The organism is Sphingomicrobium astaxanthinifaciens, assembly GCF_022865105.1.
GTDB lineage: Bacteria > Pseudomonadota > Alphaproteobacteria > Sphingomonadales > Sphingomonadaceae > Sphingomicrobium > Sphingomicrobium astaxanthinifaciens.
The window spans coordinates 804,131-822,676 of sequence record NZ_JAKNYM010000002.1; the positions used below are offsets into that span (position 1 = coordinate 804,131).

Annotated in this window: 29 protein-coding genes; all 29 read left to right on the plus strand. The window is 65.6% G+C overall.

The window, feature by feature from the left end; genetic code table 11:
* Positions 1-55 precede the first annotated feature (55 nt).
* The 29 genes from L8951_RS07775 to rpsE all read left to right on the plus strand — a co-directional run bounded on the left by L8951_RS07775 (position 56) and on the right by rpsE (position 18,545).
* A complete protein-coding gene (locus L8951_RS07775) occupies positions 56-484 on the plus strand; it encodes a hypothetical protein (protein WP_244382421.1) in 429 nt (142 codons plus the stop codon).
* Entirely contained in the window at positions 481-1,275 is a 795-nt protein-coding gene (locus L8951_RS07780) for a hypothetical protein (protein ID WP_244382422.1), read from the plus strand. The genes L8951_RS07775 and L8951_RS07780 overlap by 4 nt, the downstream gene beginning before the upstream one ends.
* 68 nt (positions 1,276-1,343) lie before the next feature.
* A complete protein-coding gene (lpdA, locus tag L8951_RS07785; protein WP_244382423.1) occupies positions 1,344-2,756 on the plus strand; it encodes a dihydrolipoyl dehydrogenase in 1,413 nt (470 codons plus the stop codon).
* Between the two features lie 62 nt (positions 2,757-2,818).
* A complete protein-coding gene (locus tag L8951_RS07790; protein WP_244382424.1) occupies positions 2,819-3,439 on the plus strand; it encodes a lysozyme in 621 nt (206 codons plus the stop codon).
* A complete protein-coding gene (locus tag L8951_RS07795; protein WP_244382425.1) occupies positions 3,417-4,076 on the plus strand; it encodes a hypothetical protein in 660 nt (219 codons plus the stop codon). The genes L8951_RS07790 and L8951_RS07795 overlap by 23 nt, the downstream gene beginning before the upstream one ends.
* Positions 4,077-4,181: 105 nt before the next feature.
* Positions 4,182-4,370, plus strand: coding sequence for a hypothetical protein (locus L8951_RS07800; RefSeq protein ID WP_244382426.1), 189 nt, complete (start codon positions 4,182-4,184; stop codon positions 4,368-4,370).
* A 355-nt stretch (positions 4,371-4,725) separates the two neighbouring features.
* Positions 4,726-5,097, plus strand: a complete 372-nt coding sequence (gene rpsL / locus L8951_RS07805) for a 30S ribosomal protein S12 (protein ID WP_244382427.1) — start codon at positions 4,726-4,728, stop codon at positions 5,095-5,097.
* A 116-nt stretch (positions 5,098-5,213) separates the two neighbouring features.
* Positions 5,214-5,684, plus strand: coding sequence for a 30S ribosomal protein S7 (rpsG, locus tag L8951_RS07810; RefSeq protein ID WP_244382428.1), 471 nt, complete (start codon positions 5,214-5,216; stop codon positions 5,682-5,684).
* A gap of 68 nt (positions 5,685-5,752) precedes the next feature.
* A complete protein-coding gene (gene fusA, locus L8951_RS07815) occupies positions 5,753-7,840 on the plus strand; it encodes an elongation factor G (protein WP_244382429.1) in 2,088 nt (695 codons plus the stop codon).
* 100 nt (positions 7,841-7,940) lie between these two features.
* Complete coding sequence (tuf, locus tag L8951_RS07820) at positions 7,941-9,131, plus strand: elongation factor Tu (protein ID WP_244382430.1); 1,191 nt, start codon at positions 7,941-7,943, stop codon at positions 9,129-9,131.
* A 226-nt stretch (positions 9,132-9,357) separates the two neighbouring features.
* A complete protein-coding gene (gene rpsJ / locus L8951_RS07825) occupies positions 9,358-9,669 on the plus strand; it encodes a 30S ribosomal protein S10 (RefSeq protein WP_011952197.1) in 312 nt (103 codons plus the stop codon).
* 286 nt (positions 9,670-9,955) lie between these two features.
* Complete coding sequence (gene rplC / locus L8951_RS07830) at positions 9,956-10,714, plus strand: 50S ribosomal protein L3 (RefSeq protein WP_244382431.1); 759 nt, start codon at positions 9,956-9,958, stop codon at positions 10,712-10,714.
* 3 nt (positions 10,715-10,717) lie between these two features.
* The gene (gene rplD / locus L8951_RS07835) at positions 10,718-11,347 is read left to right on the plus strand and encodes a 50S ribosomal protein L4 (protein WP_244382432.1); all 630 of its coding nucleotides are present in this window, start codon (positions 10,718-10,720) and stop codon (positions 11,345-11,347) included.
* On the plus strand, positions 11,340-11,654 hold the full coding sequence (locus tag L8951_RS07840) for a 50S ribosomal protein L23 (protein WP_244382433.1): 315 nt from the start codon (positions 11,340-11,342) through the stop codon (positions 11,652-11,654). Before rplD ends, L8951_RS07840 begins: the two co-directional genes overlap by 8 nt.
* Before the next feature lie 6 nt (positions 11,655-11,660).
* Positions 11,661-12,494, plus strand: coding sequence for a 50S ribosomal protein L2 (gene rplB, locus L8951_RS07845; protein WP_244382434.1), 834 nt, complete (start codon positions 11,661-11,663; stop codon positions 12,492-12,494).
* A gap of 6 nt (positions 12,495-12,500) precedes the next feature.
* The gene (gene rpsS / locus L8951_RS07850; RefSeq protein ID WP_244382435.1) at positions 12,501-12,776 is read left to right on the plus strand and encodes a 30S ribosomal protein S19; all 276 of its coding nucleotides are present in this window, start codon (positions 12,501-12,503) and stop codon (positions 12,774-12,776) included.
* On the plus strand, positions 12,776-13,153 hold the full coding sequence (rplV, locus tag L8951_RS07855) for a 50S ribosomal protein L22 (RefSeq protein ID WP_244382436.1): 378 nt from the start codon (positions 12,776-12,778) through the stop codon (positions 13,151-13,153). The genes rpsS and rplV overlap by 1 nt, the downstream gene beginning before the upstream one ends.
* Entirely contained in the window at positions 13,153-13,857 is a 705-nt protein-coding gene (gene rpsC / locus L8951_RS07860) for a 30S ribosomal protein S3 (protein ID WP_244382437.1), read from the plus strand. Before rplV ends, rpsC begins: the two co-directional genes overlap by 1 nt.
* A gap of 12 nt (positions 13,858-13,869) precedes the next feature.
* Entirely contained in the window at positions 13,870-14,304 is a 435-nt protein-coding gene (gene rplP / locus L8951_RS07865) for a 50S ribosomal protein L16 (protein ID WP_244382438.1), read from the plus strand.
* Entirely contained in the window at positions 14,304-14,510 is a 207-nt protein-coding gene (gene rpmC, locus L8951_RS07870; protein ID WP_244382439.1) for a 50S ribosomal protein L29, read from the plus strand. Before rplP ends, rpmC begins: the two co-directional genes overlap by 1 nt.
* A gap of 14 nt (positions 14,511-14,524) precedes the next feature.
* Positions 14,525-14,800 (plus strand): 30S ribosomal protein S17, encoded by a 276-nt coding sequence (gene rpsQ, locus L8951_RS07875; protein ID WP_244382440.1) that lies wholly within the window; start codon positions 14,525-14,527, stop codon positions 14,798-14,800.
* Positions 14,801-14,831: 31 nt separating this feature from the next.
* Positions 14,832-15,200, plus strand: coding sequence for a 50S ribosomal protein L14 (gene rplN / locus L8951_RS07880; protein ID WP_244382441.1), 369 nt, complete (start codon positions 14,832-14,834; stop codon positions 15,198-15,200).
* A complete protein-coding gene (gene rplX, locus L8951_RS07885; protein WP_244382442.1) occupies positions 15,200-15,520 on the plus strand; it encodes a 50S ribosomal protein L24 in 321 nt (106 codons plus the stop codon). Before rplN ends, rplX begins: the two co-directional genes overlap by 1 nt.
* Positions 15,513-16,091 (plus strand): 50S ribosomal protein L5, encoded by a 579-nt coding sequence (gene rplE / locus L8951_RS07890; RefSeq protein WP_244382443.1) that lies wholly within the window; start codon positions 15,513-15,515, stop codon positions 16,089-16,091. The genes rplX and rplE overlap by 8 nt, the downstream gene beginning before the upstream one ends.
* A 49-nt stretch (positions 16,092-16,140) precedes the next feature.
* Positions 16,141-16,446, plus strand: coding sequence for a 30S ribosomal protein S14 (gene rpsN, locus L8951_RS07895; RefSeq protein WP_244382444.1), 306 nt, complete (start codon positions 16,141-16,143; stop codon positions 16,444-16,446).
* A 10-nt stretch (positions 16,447-16,456) separates the two neighbouring features.
* The gene (gene rpsH / locus L8951_RS07900) at positions 16,457-16,852 is read left to right on the plus strand and encodes a 30S ribosomal protein S8 (protein WP_244382445.1); all 396 of its coding nucleotides are present in this window, start codon (positions 16,457-16,459) and stop codon (positions 16,850-16,852) included.
* Positions 16,852-17,388 (plus strand): 50S ribosomal protein L6, encoded by a 537-nt coding sequence (gene rplF / locus L8951_RS07905; RefSeq protein ID WP_244382446.1) that lies wholly within the window; start codon positions 16,852-16,854, stop codon positions 17,386-17,388. The genes rpsH and rplF overlap by 1 nt, the downstream gene beginning before the upstream one ends.
* A gap of 1 nt (position 17,389) precedes the next feature.
* A complete protein-coding gene (gene rplR / locus L8951_RS07910) occupies positions 17,390-17,743 on the plus strand; it encodes a 50S ribosomal protein L18 (RefSeq protein ID WP_244382447.1) in 354 nt (117 codons plus the stop codon).
* A gap of 1 nt (position 17,744) precedes the next feature.
* Positions 17,745-18,545, plus strand: coding sequence for a 30S ribosomal protein S5 (rpsE, locus tag L8951_RS07915; protein WP_244382448.1), 801 nt, complete (start codon positions 17,745-17,747; stop codon positions 18,543-18,545).
* Position 18,546: the final 1 nt, after the last annotated feature.

Consider the following 18,546-nt stretch of genomic DNA (forward strand, 5'->3'; position numbering starts at 1 on the left):
CGATCGTGCCATGGTGGCCGCGCTCCCGGGGGGCGGAGCGCGGGGGAGTGGCGTGATGGGGCTGACATTGGCGCGGGTGGTGGTGAGCTTCGGCCTCTTCTGCGCCCCCTTCCTGCTCTACCTCGCGGCGAGCAGCACCCCCGAGGATGCGATGATCCTCATCTTCCCCTTCATCGGGGCGATCCCCGCGGTCGTCGGGGCGCTTGTCCTGTTCGTGCCCGCCGAGATGCTGCTCGACCGGCTGGGCCTGCCGGCGCTCAAGAACCTCGTCGTGCCGCTGATCGGGGCGAGCCTGTCGATCATCAGCGTCCTTGTCATCGGCGCCTGGACCGACAGCCTGGGGACGCTGGCGCGCAACGTGGCCCAGCACGGCGCGATGTTCTGGGGAGCGCTGGGCGTGTGGGCGGTGCTCGGCGCGTTCTGGGGGCTGGTCTGGCGCAGCACCGAGTGGCTCGCGCGCAAGGCGGGGCTGGTCGCCAGGTGAGCGGGCTCGAGATGGGCGAGATCGTCCCGCAGATCGCGGGCAGCGCGCTGGCAAGCGTGATCGTCGCCTACATGCTCGTCTATGGCATCGGCGGGCTGGTCGGGAAAAAGGCTTTCTCGATGAACAGCGTGCACGAGGCGCTGCTGGGCACGACCATCCTGATCGGCATTCCCGCCAGCCTCGCCGCCTTCGCCTCGCTCTTCTTCCTCCCGGTGCTGCTCGCCATCCCGCTGCCCTTGTCGGGGTGGGCGATCGGCGCGGCGGTCGGGCTCGCCTGGTCGATCCTCGCCTTTCGCCACTCGGACGGGGGGATGGATGGCTGCACCAAGCTCTTCATGACGGGCGCATCGGGCTATCTCACCGCCATGGCCTGCTGGGCGATCGCGCTCGCCGACCCGCCCGCGGGCGATGTCGGCATGTTCATCAAGCCGATCCTGCTCGCCACCCCCTTCGCGGCGCTGGGGGCGCAGGGGAGGAAGGGCAATGGCGCGCGGGCCTTCCTGTTCGGCAGCTTCATGGCCTTCTTCCTCGCGCTCGGCTTCGTGCCGATCGAGATGGGGTTCGCCGATGCGATCCTGCCCGACAGCGCGTGGCTCAAGTTCCCGATCGGCGGGATGGTCGCCATGACCATCTGGATGATCGTGCCGCGCGCGCTGCTGACCGTCTGGGCGCTCGTCTTCAAGGTGAAGATGGACGAGTGGCGCGAATTCTTCTGGATCATCGGCCTCCTCGGGGTGACCGGGCTATTCTTCGGGCTGCTCTATGCGGCGCTGACGGTGCTCGGCCTCTAGGGGACTTGTCGCTCCACGGCTGGGCAGCTAGTCGGCACCTCAAGCAAATTTCGAAGGAGCAGCCCGCCGTGTCCAACGCTTACGATCTCATCGTCCTCGGCTCCGGCCCCGGCGGCTATGTCGCGGCGATCCGGGCGAGCCAGCTGGGGCTCAAGACCGCGATCGTCGAGCGCGAGAAGCTGGGCGGCATCTGCCTCAACTGGGGGTGCATCCCGACCAAGGCGCTGCTGCGCTCGGGCGAGATCTTCCACCACATGAAGCATGCGGAGAGCTTCGGGCTCAAGGCCGAGGGCGTGAGCATGGACCTCGACAAGGTGGTGGCGCGCAGCCGCGCGGTGGCCAAGCAATTGAACCAGGGCGTCACCGGGCTGATGAAGAAGAACAAGATCGACGTGCACATGGGCAACGGGTCGATCGATGCGCCCGGCAAGCTGACCGTCGAGAAGGACGGCAAGACAACGCAGCTCACCGCCAAGCATATTATCGTCGCCACCGGCGCGCGCGCGCGCGACCTGCCCTTCGCGCCTGCCGACGGCGACAAGATCTGGACCTATCGCACCGCCATGACCCCGCCCGCGATGCCCCAGGACCTGCTGGTCATCGGCTCGGGCGCGATCGGTATCGAGTTCGCGAGCTTCTACAACGACATGGGCGCCAACGTCACCGTGGTCGAGATGCTCGACCGCATCGTGCCGGTCGAGGACGCCGACATCTCGGCCGAACTGCACAAGCAGCTCAAGAAACAGGGCATGACGATCATGCCCAAGGCGGGGGTGCAGAGCCTCAAGGCCGACAAGAACGGCGTCACCGCCGAGATCAAGGACGACAAGGGCAAGGTCGAGAAGAAGCAGTTCTCGCACTGCATCGTCGCCATCGGCATCGTCCCCAACACCGAGAAGATCGGGCTCGAAAAGCTCAAGGTGAAGACCACCAAGGGGCATATCGACACCGACGAGATGTGCCGCACCAACGTGAAGGGCATCTGGGCGATCGGCGATGTCACCGCGCCGCCGTGGCTCGCGCACAAGGCCAGCCACGAGGGCATCATCGCGGTCGAGGCGATCGTCAGGGAAATGGGCAACAAGGAGGTCCACCCGCACGCGATGGACGTGCGCAATATCCCGGGCTGCACCTATTGCCACCCGCAGGTCGCCAGCGTCGGCCTGACCGAGGCCAAGGCCAAGGAAGCGGGGCACAAGGTCAAGGTCGGCAAGTTCCCCTTCATCGGCAACGGCAAGGCGATCGCGCTGGGCGAGACGCAGGGCTTCATCAAGACCGTGTTCGACGCCGAGACGGGCGAATTGCTCGGCGCGCACATGATCGGCGCCGAGGTCACCGAGCTCATCCAGGGCTATACCATCGGCAAGACCGCCGAGCTGGTCGAGACCGACTTCATCAACACCGTCTTCGCGCATCCGACGCTGTCCGAGATGATGCACGAGGCGGTGCTGTCGGCCGAGGGACGCGTCCTCCATATCTGATCGGGAACGGGGCGCCGCGCTGGTTCGTAGGGGGTAGGTCTGCCCGCTAGCCAAGGCCCCTCATGCCCTTTCTCGGCCGCTCCCACCTCCTCGCCCCGCTCGTCGCCATCTTCGCGGCCGCCGACGAGGTGCAAGAGCTCGAGGAGGAGGTCGACGAGGAGATCGGCGAGGTGATCGACGAGATCGAGCGCTTCCTCGCCGACGACCTCGAGGTGTCCGACGCGCTGATCGACGCGATCCAGCAGGAGGAGGGCAAGGTGCTCGTCGTCTATCGCGACATCACCGGCCTGCCCACGGTCGGCGCGGGGCACCTCGTGCGGCCCGAGGACAATCTGCGGGTGGGCGACCGCATCACCGAGGCGCAGATGCGCGAGTTTCTCAGGAACGACCTGCGCGAGGCCGAGGACGCGGTGCGCAAGATCGCCAAGGCGACCCCCTTGAGCCAGAACGAATTCGATGCGCTGGTCGACCTCGTCTACAATGTCGGCCCCGGCAACGTGTCGCCGACCAAGAGCCCGCGCCTCAACGAGGCGCTCCAGAAGCGCGACTACAAGGCGGCGGCCGAACAACTCCATTACAGCAAGGCGCGCGACGGGCGCCGCGCGGGCGGGCTGGTCAACCGCTCCGAGCGACGCCGCCGCATCTTTGAGAAAGGCGACTATGGTGATCCGCGTGAAGGCTGAACTGTTCGCCCTGGCCGGCCTCCTGTCGCTGGCGGCCTGCCAGGAGGCGCAGGACCCGGCGATGCAGGCGCTCGACGAGGCGCAGGTCGACGGCGCGAAGGTCGCGCCGGGCAGCACGGCGGCGGAGGACTGCCTGCTCGTCATCTGGGAGGTGCGCGAGCAGGCGGGCGATTTCGGCGGCGATGCCGAGCGCGACTACGACCGCAGCCACGACGAGGCCGCGGGCGGGGCGATCAGCTGCGCCACCGCGACCAGCGCCTCGCAGTTCGAGAAGACGCTGAAGGCGCTGCGCGATGCCGCCTCGAGCGGCGACCGCGCGGCCACCCTCGCCGAGGCGGGCATCCCGCTCCTCTTCATCGACGAGGACGGCACCAGCCGCGAACTGACCGAAGTGCGCGCGCTCGAGGAGGCGTTCGACGAGGTCTTCACGCAAAAGACGCTCGAGCGGATGCGCAGCCTCGCGCTCGAACAGATGACGGTGATCCCCGACAAGGGCGCCTTCTTCGACCTCGGCGCGCTGTGGCTGGTGGTGCCGGAGACGGGCGCGCGCCCCAAGCTGGTGACGGTCAACAGCCAGGCCGCCGCCGAGGCCGCCGCGGCCGCCGCGCGCGAGGCCGCCGCGGCGCCTGCCGACTGACCCCGCGCGCCGCCGCGCGTGGTGGCGGCGCCGATTTCATGATATAAAGCAGCGGCTTGCGGCGCGCGCCCGGCGGCGGCGCGCCGCGCTGGAGGAGCTTTTGAAATGACAAGAGCGGTGGTCTTGGGCGCCGCGGTGGCGGCACTGGGGCTCGCCGCCTGCGCGCCGGTCGAAGGGCAGCGGGTGGCCGCGGCGTCGGACCGCGCGCGGCCGGCCAGCCCCTATTATCCCGAGGTGGCGACGGTCGCCTACAGCAACGACCCGCTCCCGCGCGGCGCGCAGGAGCTGCCCTGAGCCCGCGGCGCGCGGCGCGCCGGGGGCGCGGCACTCGAACGTGGGCCGACCCGCGGGATGGTCGGCGAGCGGGCAGCAGCACAAGGCAGGCAGGGCGTCATCGCTCGTGTCGACGCCTCGGCTGGTCGAGCGCTCGCGCCGCGCGCCATTGACGCCGCGCCGCGCCTCCTCTAAAGGCGCGCTCGTCCCTGTCGATCCGGCGATTCCCATCGTCCCTTGGCGCGGACAGAGCTGAACATTGCTCTCATCGGGACGCGGAGGCCTCCCCGACCAATCGGGGTGGGCGCTTCGCTTATGCTCGTTGGGGCAAAGTAACCGCCGGGGGTTGCCCGGCACGATGAAAGGTGAAGGCTTCATGCCCACGATTAACCAGTTGATCCGCAAGGGTCGCACCATCCAGAAGGCCAAGTCGAAGGTCCCTGCGATGGAACAGAACCCGCAGAAGCGCGGGGTCTGCACCCGCGTCTACACGACGACCCCGAAGAAGCCGAACTCGGCGCTGCGCAAGGTCGCCAAGGTCCGCCTGACCAACAGCCGCGAAGTCATCTCGTACATCCCGGGCGAAGGCCACAACCTGCAGGAGCACAGCGTCGTGCTGATCCGCGGCGGCCGTGTGCGCGACCTTCCGGGCGTGCGCTACCACGTGCTGCGCGGGGTGCTCGACACGCAGGGCGTCAAGGACCGTCGCCAGAGCCGTTCGAAGTACGGCGCCAAGCGGCCCAAGTAAGCGCTGTCGTTCCGGTTGGCTGCCAGCCGGATCCAGGTTGATCGTTCCCCGCTCGCCATCGCTGCCCGGCTGGAAGCTTGGGCCGGCGAGCCGAGGGAAAAGAAAAGGAATTTCCTATGTCCCGTCGTCGTCGCCCTGAGAAGCGCGTCATCCTTCCCGATCCCAAGTTCGGGGATCTGGTGCTGTCCAAATTCATGAACTCGGTCATGCTCGACGGCAAGAAGTCGGTCGCCGAGAGCATCGTCTACGGTGCGCTCGACAATGTCGAGGCGCGCATGAAGAAGGACCCGCTGGGTGTCTTCCACGAAGCGCTCAACAACGTGAAGCCCGCGGTCGAGGTGCGTTCGCGCCGCGTCGGCGGTGCGACCTACCAGGTGCCCGTCGAGGTCCGCCCCGACCGCGCCCAGGCGCTCGCCATCCGCTGGATGATCGCGGCCGCCCGCGGCCGTCCCGAAAAGACCATGGCCGCGCGCATGGCGGGCGAACTGATGGACGCCAGCCAGAACCGCGGCAACGCGGTCAAGAAGCGCGAGGACGCGCACCGCATGGCCGAGGCGAACCGCGCCTTCAGCCATTATCGCTGGTAGTTCGCATACCATTTTAACGGGGGGCCGCCCGCGGGCGGCCCACCCACTGATCTTCGGAGACTGATCCCATGGCCCGCAGCCATCCCATCGAGCGCTACCGCAACATCGGTATCATGGCGCACATCGACGCCGGCAAGACCACCACGACCGAGCGCATCCTCTATTACACCGGCAAGTCCTACAAGATCGGCGAAGTCCACGACGGCGCCGCGACCATGGACTGGATGGAGCAGGAGCAGGAGCGCGGGATCACGATCACGTCGGCTGCCACCACCACCTTCTGGAAGGTCGACGGCGGCGAAGAGCATCGCATCAACATCATCGACACCCCCGGGCACGTCGACTTCACGATCGAGGTCGAGCGTTCGCTGCGCGTGCTCGACGGCGCGGTCGCGGTGTTCGACGGCGTCGCCGGCGTCGAGCCGCAGTCGGAAACCGTGTGGCGCCAGGCGGACAAGTACAAGGTCCCGCGGATGTGCTTCATCAACAAGCTCGACCGCACCGGTGCCGACTTCTATTATTGCGTCAACTCGATCGTCGAGCGCCTCGGCGCGACCCCGCTCGTCCTCGCGCTGCCGATCGGCGCCGAAGACCAGCTCAAGGGCATCGTCGACCTCGTCGAGATGCGCGGCATCGTCTGGGCCGATGAAAGCCTCGGCGCCAAGTTCGAATATACCGACATCCCCGAGGACATGGTCGAGAAGGCCAACGAGTATCGCGAGAAGCTCGTCGAGCTCGCCGTCGAACAGGACGACGACGCGATGATGGCCTATCTCGAGGGCGAACAGCCCGACACCGCGACGCTCAAGCAGCTCATCCGCAAGGGCACGCTGGCGCGCGCCTTCGTACCCGTGCTGTGCGGCTCGGCGTTCAAGAACAAGGGCGTGCAGCCGCTGCTCGACGCGGTGGTCGAATACATGCCCTCGCCGATCGACGTGCCGCCGATCGAAGGCGTCATCCCCGACACCGACAAGACCGCCACGCGTCCCTCGAGCGATGACGAGCCCTTCGCGGCGCTCGCCTTCAAGATCATGAACGACCCGTTCGTCGGCTCGCTCACCTTCGCCCGCATCTACTCGGGCAAGCTGTCCAAGGGCTCGGTGCTCAACACCGTCAAGGACAAGAAGGAAAAGATCGGGCGCATGCTGCTCATGCACTCGAACAACCGCGAGGACATCGAGGAAGCGTTCGCGGGCGACATCGTCGCCATCGCGGGCCTCAAGGACACCACCACCGGGGATACGCTGTGCGCCGAAAAGGCGCCGATCATCCTCGAGCGGATGGAATTCCCCGATCCCGTGATCGAGCTGTCGGTCGAACCCAAGACCAAGGCCGACCAGGAAAAGATGGGCATCGCGCTCAACCGCCTGGCCGCCGAGGATCCCTCGTTCCGCGTCTCGACCGACCATGAATCGGGCCAGACCATCATCAAGGGCATGGGCGAACTGCACCTCGACATCCTCGTCGACCGCATGAAGCGCGAGTTCAAGGTCGAGGCCAACGTCGGTGCGCCGCAGGTGGCCTATCGCGAATCGCTCAAGAAGGAAGTCGAACTCACCTACACCCACAAGAAGCAGTCGGGTGGTTCGGGTCAGTTCGGCGAGGTGAAGGTCAAGCTCACCCCGGGCGAGCGCGGCGCGGGCATCACCTTCACCGACAACGTCAAGGGCGGGAACATTCCCAAGGAATATATCCCCTCGGTCGAGAAGGGCATGCGCGAGACCGCCGAGACCGGGTCGCTGATCGGCTTCCCGATCATCGACTTCGACATCGAGTTGCTCGACGGTAAGTACCACGACGTCGACTCGAGCGCGCTGGCGTTCGAGATCACCGGTCGTGCGGCGATGCGCGAGGCCGCGCAGAAGGCCGGCATCAAGCTGCTCGAGCCGGTGATGAAGGTTGAAGTGGTCACCCCCGAGGATTATCTCGGCGACGTGATCGGCGACCTCAACAGCCGTCGCGGCCAGATCCAGGGCACCGACAGCCGCGGCAACGCGCAGGTCGTCTCGGCCCATGTGCCGCTGGCCAACATGTTCGGTTACATCAACGAGCTGCGCAGCTTCACCTCGGGCCGGGCCCAGTACAGCATGCAGTTCTCGCACTATGACGAAGTCCCGCAGAACGTTGCGGACGAACTCAAGGCGAAGCTCGCGTAACGGGACTAGCGTAACCGCGAAATAGGCGTTATGGGCGGCGCGTCTTTCGGGCGCCCGCCCGCAAAACTGAAGACATACGAACACTGAAAAGAGGCGTATAATGGCGAAGGCAAAATTCGAGCGGAACAAACCGCACGTCAACATCGGCACCATCGGTCACGTCGACCATGGCAAGACCTCGCTCACCGCGGCGATCACCAAGACGCTGGCGGAAGCGGGTACCTCGGAAGCGGTCGATTTCGCGAACATCGACAAGGCTCCGGAAGAGCGCGAGCGCGGCATCACCATCTCGACCGCGCACGTCGAGTATGAAACCGAGAAGCGCCACTATGCGCACGTCGACTGCCCGGGTCACGCCGACTATGTGAAGAACATGATCACCGGCGCCGCGCAGATGGACGGCGCGATCCTCGTCGTCTCGGCCGCCGACGGCCCGATGCCGCAGACCAAGGAGCACATCCTGCTCGCCAAGCAGGTCGGCGTGCCGACCATGGTCGTGTGGCTCAACAAGGTCGACCAGGTCGACGATCCCGAGCTGCTCGAACTCGTCGAGCTCGAAATCCGCGAAGAACTCTCGAAGCGCGACTTCGACGGCGACAACATTCCGATCATCGCCGGTTCGGCGCTGGCGGCGCTGGAAGACAGCAACCGCGAAATCGGCCAGGACGCGATCATGAAGCTCATGGACGCGGTCGACGAGTGGATCCCCGAGCCGGAACGTCCGCTCGACAAGGACTTCCTCATGCCGATCGAAGACGTGTTCTCGATCTCGGGCCGCGGCACCGTCGTGACCGGCCGTGTCGAAACCGGCATCGTCAACGTGGGTGACGAAGTCGAGATCGTCGGCATCAAGGACACCACCAAGACCACCGTCACCGGGGTCGAGATGTTCCGCAAGCTGCTCGACCAGGGGCAGGCCGGCGACAATATCGGCGCGCTGATCCGTGGCGTTGGCCGCGACGAGGTCGAGCGTGGCCAGGTCCTCGCCAAGCCGGGTTCGATCACCCCGCACACCGAGTTCGATGCCGAAGTCTACGTCCTGTCGAAGGACGAGGGCGGCCGTCACACGCCGTTCTTTGCGAACTACCGTCCGCAGTTCTACTTCCGCACCACCGACGTGACCGGTGAAATCACGCTGCCCGAGGGCACCGAGATGGTCATGCCGGGCGACAATGTGAAGCTGGGCGTCAAGCTCATCGCGCCGATCGCGATGGACCAGGGCCTGCGCTTCGCCATCCGTGAAGGCGGCCGGACCGTCGGCGCGGGGGTTGTCGGCTCGATCAAAGCCTAATATAGGCCCACACAGCCGCGGGGGTCGGTGATTCGTCATCGACCCCCGCGATTGTTTTGAGCCCCGGCCTCGTCGGTGCTCGAGTACAGGTTTCAGGCCCCGTTCAGATGGGTTGCGGTAGAAAACGCATCCAGAAGAACAGGGTCTTCGAGTTTTTGGTTTGAACATGTTCGGCCCCGACGGCAGCTGCCAGGGGGGCTTGGCTCTTTCGCATCGGTGAGTGGAAATGGAAACGCAGAATATTCGTATTCGTCTGAAGGCCTTCGACCACAGGGTCCTCGATCAGGCGACTGGTGATATCGCCGACACGGCGCGCCGCACGGGCGCTCTTATTCGCGGTCCGATTCCGCTGCCGACGCGCATCGAGAAGTTCACCGTGAACCGCGGTCCGCACATCGACAAGAAGTCGCGCGAGCAGTTCGAGGTGCGCACCTACAAGCGCCTCCTCGACATCGTGCAGCCCACGCCGCAGACGGTCGACGCGCTGATGAAGCTCGACCTCGCCGCAGGGGTGGACGTGGAGATCAAACTGGCCTAAGGGGCGCGCAGACCTTCCCCGAGGGAAGCGTTTGTGAGTCGCCCGGCGCGTGCCGGGCGCCAGCCTTTTCAAGGACTTGCAGCCCTCAAAGCTGCATCTCAAGGGCCCCGGCCGCGCGCCGGGGCGTTCGAGGCACCGGGATACCGCACGGCACGGCCGTGGTCATGCGTCCCCCGCCTCCTGCCCCATCGGCAGGAACGACCCAAGCGGGGGTTCGCACATAGCAACGGGTCGCACGCCCTCTCCGGAATCAACCGGGGCGGGCCTCTGATGGGAGCATAGGATCATGCGCACTGGCGTGATCGCGAAGAAAATGGGGATGACCCGCCTGTTCGAGGCGGACGGTCGGCACGTGCCGGTTACCGTCCTGCACCTCGACGGCGTCCAGGTCGTCGGTCGTCGCGAAAAAGACAAAGACGGTTACACCGCCGTGGCGCTCGGCGCCGGCAAGGCCAAGGCGAAGAACGTCAACAAGCCGCAGCGCGAAGCGTTCGGCAAGGCCGAAGTCGAGCCCAAGATGCAGGTCGCGGAATTCCGCGTCGACGAGGACGCGCTCCTCGACATCGGCGCCGAGATCTCGGCCGAGCATTTCGTCCCCGGCCAGAAGGTCGACATCCAGGGCGTGACGCAGGGCAAGGGCTTCGCGGGCGCCATGAAGCGCTGGGGCTTCGGCGGTCTGCGCGCCACCCACGGCGTCTCGATCTCGCACCGTTCGCACGGGTCGACGGGTAACCGCCAGGACCCGGGCCGCGTCTTCAAGAACAAGAAGATGGCCGGTCACATGGGCGCGCGTACCCGCACCCAGCAGAATCTCGAAGTCGTCCGCACCGATGCCGAGCGCGGCCTCCTCTTCGTCAAGGGCTCGGTGCCCGGCTCGAAGGGTGGCTGGCTGATGGTTTCGGACGCGGTCAAGCTGCCGCGGCATGCCGACGCGCCCTATCCGGCCGCGCTCAAGTCGGACGCCAAGGCGGACACCAACAATGAAGCTGGCGCCGACCAGACTGCCGATGCGGCGGTCGCGGCCGACGAAAGCAAGGAAGGCTAAGCGATGAAGGTCAAGGTTCAGACCCTCGATGCGAAAGCAGGCGGCGACGTGCAGCTCGACGATGCCATTTTTGGCGTCGAGCCGCGCGAGGACATCCTGCACCGCGTCGTCACCTGGCAGCTCGTCAACCGCCGCGCCCCGGCGCGTGCGACCCGCGAGCGCAGCGATGTCGCGCGCACCGGCAAGAAGTGGGGTCGCCAGAAGGGTGGCGGCACCGCCCGTCACGGCGATCGCAAGGCGCCGATCTTCATCGGCGGCGGCAAGGCCCACGGCGCCCGTGCCCGCACGTTCAGCTCGAGCCTCAACAAGAAGGTTCGCGCGCTCGGGCTCAAGATGGCGCTCTCGGCCAAGGCCATGAACGGCAAGCTGATCGTGCTCGACAACCTCGACATGGGCGGCGAAGCGAAGACCAAGGCGCTCTCGGCCAAGCTCGACAAGCTCGGGCTCGGCAAGACCAGCCTGTTCATCGACGGCGAAGCGCTCAACGTCGGGTTCGCGCAGGCGAGCGCCAACCTGAAGGGCGTCAACCTGCTGCCGGCGGTGGGCGCGAATGTCTACGACATCCTTCGTCACGACACGCTGGTCCTGACCAAGGCCGGCATTGAAAAGCTGGAGGCCCGGTTCAATGGCTAAGGCAGAGAAGAAAGCGGTCGAGAACCGTCATTATGACGTGATCCTCGCCCCCCACATCACCGAGAAGGCGACTCTGGCCGCCGAGCATAATGCGGTGGTGTTCAAGGTGGCGGGCGATGCGACCAAGCCGCAGATCAAGCAAGCGGTCGAAGCGCTTTACGGGGTGGAGGTCACCAAGGTGAACACCATCAACGTCAAGGGCAAGACCAAGCGCTGGAAGGGCAAGCCCTACAAGCGTTCGGACGAGAAGAAGGCGATCATCACCCTCAAGGAGGGCCAGATGATCGACTATACGAGCGGGGTGTAAGGACCAATGGCACTCAAGGCATATAAACCGACCAGCCCCGCCCGCCGCGGGCTGATCCTCGTCGACCGCTCGGGTCTGCACAAGGGCAAGCCCGTCAAGGCGCTGACCGAAGGCAAGACCAAGACCGGCGGCCGCAACAACAAGGGTCACGTGACCTCGCGCGGCATCGGTGGCGGTCACAAGCAGAAGTATCGCATCATCGACTTCAAGCGCCGCACCGCGGGCGAAGCGACGGTCGAGCGGCTGGAATATGATCCCAACCGTTCGGCGTTCATCGCGCTGATCACCTATGCGGACGGCACCCAGAGCTACATCCTTGCCCCCCAGCGCCTCGCGCCGGGTGACAAGGTGGTCGCGGGCGACAAGGTCGACGTGAAGCCGGGCAACGCGATGAAGATCGGCCAGATGCCGGTCGGCACCATCGTCCACAACATCGAGCTCAAGCCCGGCAAGGGTGGTCAGATCGCGCGTGCCGCGGGGACCTACTGCCAGGTCGTCGGGCGCGACAAGGGGATGGTCATCGTCCGCATGAACTCGGGCGAGCAGCGCTACATCCGCTCGGACTGCATGGCTTCGGTCGGCGCGGTCTCGAACCCGGACAACTCGAACCAGACGCTGGCCAAGGCGGGTCGTACCCGCTGGATGGGCAAGCGTCCGCTCACCCGCGGTGTCGCGAAGAACCCGGTCGACCACCCGCACGGCGGTGGTGAAGGCCGCACCTCGGGCGGCCGTCACCCGGTCACCCCGTGGGGCAAGCCGACCAAGGGCGCGCGGACCCGCAAGAACAAGCAGACGGATAAGTTCATCATCCGTTCGCGTCACGCCAAGAAGAAGGGCTAAACGAACATGGCTCGTTCCATCTGGAAAGGTCCCTTTGTCGAACTGTCGCTTCTGAAGAAGGCGGAAGCGGCGCAGGAACAGTCGAACGCCAAGCCGATCAAGACCTGGTCGCGCCGCTCGACGATCCTGCCGCAGTTCGTGGGGCTCACGTTCAACGTCTACAACGGCAAGAAATTCGTGCCGGTCGCCGTCTCCGAAGAGATGGTCGGCATGAAGCTTGGCGAGTTCGCGCCGACGCGCAGCTTCCCGGGCCACGCCGCCGACAAGAAGGGTAAGCGCTAATGTCGAAGCCCAAGTCTCCCCGCAAGGTCGCCGATAACGAGGCGCTCGCGGTCGGCTCCATGATCCGTGGGTCGGCGCGCAAGCTCAACCTCGTCGCGGGCCTGATCCGCGGCCGCAAGGTCGAGGACGCGCTCAACATCCTCAAGTTCTCGAACAAGGGGATGGCCGAGGACGCCTACAAGGTGCTCGCCAGCGCGATCGCCAACGCGGAAAACAACCACAACCTCGACGTGGACTCGCTGGTCGTCGCCGAAGCCTCGGTCGGCAAGTCGCTCACCATGAAGCGTTTCGCGACCCGTGCGCGCGGCCGTTCGACCCGGATCGAAAAGCCGTTCAGCCGTCTGCGTGTCGTCGTTCGCGAGCAGGAAGAAGCCTAATGGGTCACAAAAGCTCCCCCATCGGCCTGCGCCTCCAGATCAACCGGACCTGGGACTCGCGTTGGTTCGCTGAAGGCCAGGACTATGGCCAGCAGCTCCTCGAGGATCTCAAGATCCGTCGGTTCATCATGGAAGAGCTGCCGCAGGCGGCGATTTCCAAGGTCGTCATCGAGCGTCCGGCCAAGCTGTGCCGCATCTCGATCTACGCCGCCCGTCCCGGTGTCATCATCGGCAAGAAGGGCGCGGACATCGAGAAGCTCAAGCAGAAGCTGGCGAAGATGACCGACAGCGAGGTCAGCCTCAACATCGTCGAGATCCGCAAGCCGGAAATCGATGCGCGCCTCGTGGCGCAGGGTGTGGCCGACCAGCTTGAGCGTCGCGTCGCCTTCCGCCGCGCCATGAAGCGCGCGGTGCAGTCGGCGCTGCGGCTCGGGGCCGAGGGCATCCGCATCACCTGCTCGGGTCGTCTGGGCGGCGCCGAAATCGCACGTACCGAATGGTATCGCGAAGGCCGCGTCCCGCTGCACACGCTGCGCGGGAACGTCGACTATGCCGAAGCGCAGGCGCACACCGCTTACGGCGTGTGCGGCATCAAGTGCTGGGTCTTCAAGGGCGAGATTCTCGGCCACGACCCGCTGGCGCAGGAAAAGCTGATGATGGACGCGCAGACTTCGGGCGTGCGCCCGGCGCGCGACCGTCGATAGAGGAATTGTAAGATGCTGCAACCGAAGCGCACCAAATTCCGCAAGGCCTTCAAGGGCCGCATCCACGGCAAGGCCAAGGGTGGCACCGAACTCAACTTCGGCGCCTACGGCCTCAAGGCCCTCGAGCCGGAGCGCATCACCGCGCGCCAGATCGAAGCCGCCCGCCGTGCGATCACCCGCCACATGCGCCGCCAGGGTCGCCTCTGGATCCGCATCTTCCCGGACCTTCCGGTCTCGAAGAAGCCGGCCGAAGTCCGCATGGGCAAGGGCAAGGGCGCGCCCGAATTCTGGGTCGCCCGCGTCAAGCCCGGCCGCATCCTGTTCGAACTGGACGGGGTTCCCGGCCCGCTCGCCAAGGCCGCCTTCGAGCGCGCCGCGGAGAAGCTGCCGATCAAGACCAAGGTCGTGGCCCGCCTCGGCGAGAGCCTGATCGAGGAGAAGAAGTAATGGCCAAGATCGACGATCTGAAAGCCAAGACCGACGACCAGCTCGCCGACGAGCTGAGCCAGCTGAAGAAGGAGCAGTTCAACCTGCGCTTCCAGGCGGCGACCGGTCAGCTTGAAAAGCCCGCCCGCGTCCGCGAGGTGCGTCGCAGCATCGCGCAGATCAAGACGCTGCAGAACCAGCGCCAGGCCGAAGCGGCCAAGGCGTAAAGAGGAGACGAAGAATGCCGAAACGTATCCTTCAGGGAACGGTCGTCTCCGACAAGGGAGACAAGACGGTGGTGGTCCGTGTCGAGCGCCGGGTGAAGCACCCGCTCTACGGCAAGATCATCAAGCTGTCGAAAAAGTATCACGCCCATGACGAGAACAACGAGATCTCGATGGGCGAGACGGTGCGCATCGAGGAATGCAAGCCGATTTCGAAGACCAAGAGCTGGAAAGTTCTCGATCGCGTCGCGGCGGCCAATCCGGCCGACCTCGACACCCCGGTCGAAGGCTGAGCAGCGTTAAGGAAGGTAGGAAGGGTCAACCATGATCCAGATGCAATCGAACCTCGACGTTGCGGACAACAGCGGCGCCAAGCGCGTCCAGTGCATCAAGGTGCTGGGCGGGTCGAAGCGGCGTTTTGCCAGCGTCGGCGACACGATCGTCGTGTCGGTCAAGGAAGCCGCCCCGCGTGGCAAGGTGAAGAAGGGTGACGTGCATCGCGCGGTCATCGTCCGCACCGCCAAGGACATTCGCCGCCCCGACGGGACGGTGATCCGTTTCGACGGCAATGCCGCGGTCCTCGTCAACAAGAATGAAGAGCCCATCGGCACTCGTATCTTCGGCCCGGTGGTGCGCGAACTGCGCGCCAAGAAGCACATGAAGATCATTAGCCTGGCTCCGGAGGTGCTGTAATGGCCGCCGCGAAGATCAAGAAGGGCGATCACGTCGTCATCCTGTCGGGTAAGGACAAGGGCAAGACCGGTACGGTCACCAAGGTCCTGCCCAAGGAAGGCAAGCTGGTCGTCGAAGGGGTGAACATCATCACCCGTCACAAGAAGCCCACCCAGATGGACCCCAATGGCGGTCTGGGGAAGCGCGAGGCGCCGCTGTTCGCCTCGAAGGTGGCGCTCGCCGATCCCAAGGACGGCAAGCCGACCCGCGTCCGCTTCGAGACGGTCGACGGCAAGAAGGTGCGCGTTGCCACGCGTACCGGGGAGAAGATCGATGGCTGAGAAGTATACGCCTCGCCTCAAGAAGGACTATGACGAGCGCATCGTGAAGGCGATGACCGAGAAGTTCGGCTACAAGAACCACATGGAGGTTCCCAAGCTCGACAAGGTCGTCATCAACATGGGCGTCGGCGAGGCCACGCAGGACAAGAAGAAGCTGCAGGCGGCCGCCGCCGAGATGGAAGCGATCGCGGGCCAGAAGCCGGTGATCACCAAGGCGAAGAAGTCGATCGCGCAGTTCAAGCTGCGCGAGGGCATGCCGATCGGCGCGAAGGTCACGCTGCGCCGCGAGCGCATGTACGAATTCGTCGACCGGCTCGTCACCATCGCGCTGCCGCGCGTGCGCGACTTCCGGGGGCTCAACCCCAAGTCGTTCGACGGCCGCGGCAACTATGCGATGGGGCTCAAGGAGCAGATCGTGTTCCCGGAAATCTCGTACGACAATGTCGACAAGGTCCGGGGCATGGACATCATTGTGACCACGACCGCGAAGACGGACGAGGAAGCGCGCGAACTGCTGCGTCTCTTCAACTTCCCGTTCCCCGCGGAAGCGAAGGAAGACGAGGCCGCGTAAATCACGCGGTCTCTCGACCCCTCCAGGTAGGAAAGAGAGAACTTAAGTCATGGCGAAACTGAGTTCCGTGAACAAGAACGAGAAGCGCAAGCAGCTGGCCAAGCAGTATGCGCCCAAGTACGCAAAGCTGAAGGAACAGGCGAACGACAAGTCGCTCGATGAAACCGAGCGCCTGATCGCCCGCCTCAAGATGGCCGAACTGCCGCGCAACGCGAATCCGACCCGGATCCGCAACCGCTGCGAGCTGACCGGCCGGAGCCGCGGTTACTACCGCAAGTTCCGTCTTTCGCGCATCATGCTGCGGGAACTGGCCAACAAGGGCCTGATCCCCGGCGTCACCAAGTCGAGCTGGTAAGGAATCTGGCATGGCGATGACCGACCCCCTGGGTGATATGCTCACCCGCATCCGCAACGGCCAGCAGGCGCGCAAGGACTCGATCCTGTCGCCCGCGTCCAAGCTGCGTGCCCACGTCCTCGACGTGCTGCAGCGCGAAGGCTTCATCCGCGGCTATTCTGAGGAAGAGCTGGCGGGCAAGGCCGGGCTGCGGATCGAACTGAAATATTTCGAAGGCCAGCCGGCGATCAAGCATCTGGCCCGCGTGTCCAAGCCGGGCCGCCGCGTCTATTCGGGTTCGAAGGACCTGCCGCGCGTGCGCAACGGCCTTGGCATCACCATCGTGTCGACCCCGCGCGGTGTCCTCTCGGACGCCGAGGCGCGCGAGAACAATGTCGGCGGCGAAGTGCTGGCGGAGGTGTTCTAATGAGCCGCATCGGGAAAAAGCCGGTCGTGCTTCCGGATGGCGTGAGCGCCACCACCGAGGGCAAGACCCTGTCGATCAAGGGCCCCAAGGGCCAGCTCGCGATGGACATGATGGACGACCTCGTGAAGTTCGACATCTCCGACGGCGAGATCAAGGTCACGCCGCACAACATGTCGCAGCGCAGCCGCCAGGTCTGGGGGATGCAGCGCACGCTGGTGCAGAACCTCGTCGACGGCGTCACCGAGGGCTATTCGAAGACGCTCGAGATCAACGGCGTCGGCTATCGTGCGCAGGCGCAGGGCAAGAAGCTCAAGCTCCAGCTCGGCTTCAGCCACGACGTCGACCTCGACGTGCCCGAGGGCATCACCGTCAAGACCCCCGACAACACCACGGTGGAAGTCTCGGGGATCGACAAGCAGCTCGTCGGGCACTTCGCGGCCGAAATTCGCAAGTGGCGCAAGCCCGAACCCTATAAGGGCAAGGGCATCAAATATCGCGGGGAATATATTTTCCGCAAGGAAGGCAAGAAGAAGTAAGATGGCGAAACTGTCCCTCTTCGAACGCCGCCGTCGCCGGGTCCGCTCGGCGCTCAAGGCGCGCTCCGCCGGTCGTCCGCGTCTGTCGGTCCACCGCTCGGGCAAGCACATCTATGCCCAGGTCATCGACGATGCCGCCGGCAAGACGATCGCTTCGGCCTCGACCCTCGACAAGGACGTCAAGGTCAAGTCGGGCGCCAACGTCGATGCCGCCGCAACCGTCGGCAAGGCCGTTGCCGCCAAGGCCAAGAAGGCCGGCGTCGACACGGTCGTCTTCGACCGCGGCGGGTTCCTCTTCCATGGTCGCGTGAAAGCGCTGGCCGAAGCCGCCCGTGAAGAAGGGCTGGAGTTCTAATATGGCTGACGAAAAGAAGACCGAAGAAGCGGCGGCGACCGAAACGCCCGCCACCGAAACGGCGCACGGCGAACAGGCTCCCGGCGTTGCGGAAACCCCCGAGGTTGCCGCCGCGCAGGCCGCTGCCGGCGTCGCCGGTGAAGACAAGCCCCGCGGTGGTCGCGGCGGTCGCGGCGGTGGCCGTGACGGCGGCCGTGGCGGTCGCGACGGTGGCCGTGGCCGCGGTCGTGGCGGTCGCGACAATCGCCGCAACCAGGACGATGATGGCGAGGAGCTGATCGAGAAGCTCGTCCACATCAACCGCGTCTCGAAGACCGTGAAGGGCGGCAAGCGCTTCGGTTTCGCCGCGCTCGTCGTGGTCGGCGACGGCAAGGGCCGCGCGGGCTTCGGCTCGGGCAAGGCCCGCGAAGTGCCCGAGGCGATCAACAAGGCGACCGCCGCCGCCAAGAAGGCGATGGTCCGCGTGCCGCTCAAGGAAGGTCGCACCCTCCATCATGACGGCAAGGGCCACTTCGGCGCCGGCAAGGTCGTGGTGCGCACCGCGCCTCCGGGGACCGGCATCATCGCCGGCGGTCCGATGCGTGCGGTGTTCGAAGCGCTCGGCGTCGCCGACGTCGTGACCAAGTCGAACGGCACCGCCAACCCGTTCAACATGATCCGCGCCACCTTCGAGGCGCTCAAGGATCAGACCAGCCCGCGCAGCGTCGCCCAGCGTCGCGGCAAGAAGGTCGCCGACCTTCTCGGCCGTGGCGGCATGGACAAGGCCGAGGCCGAAGCGACCGCCGACGCGGTGACGGAGTAAG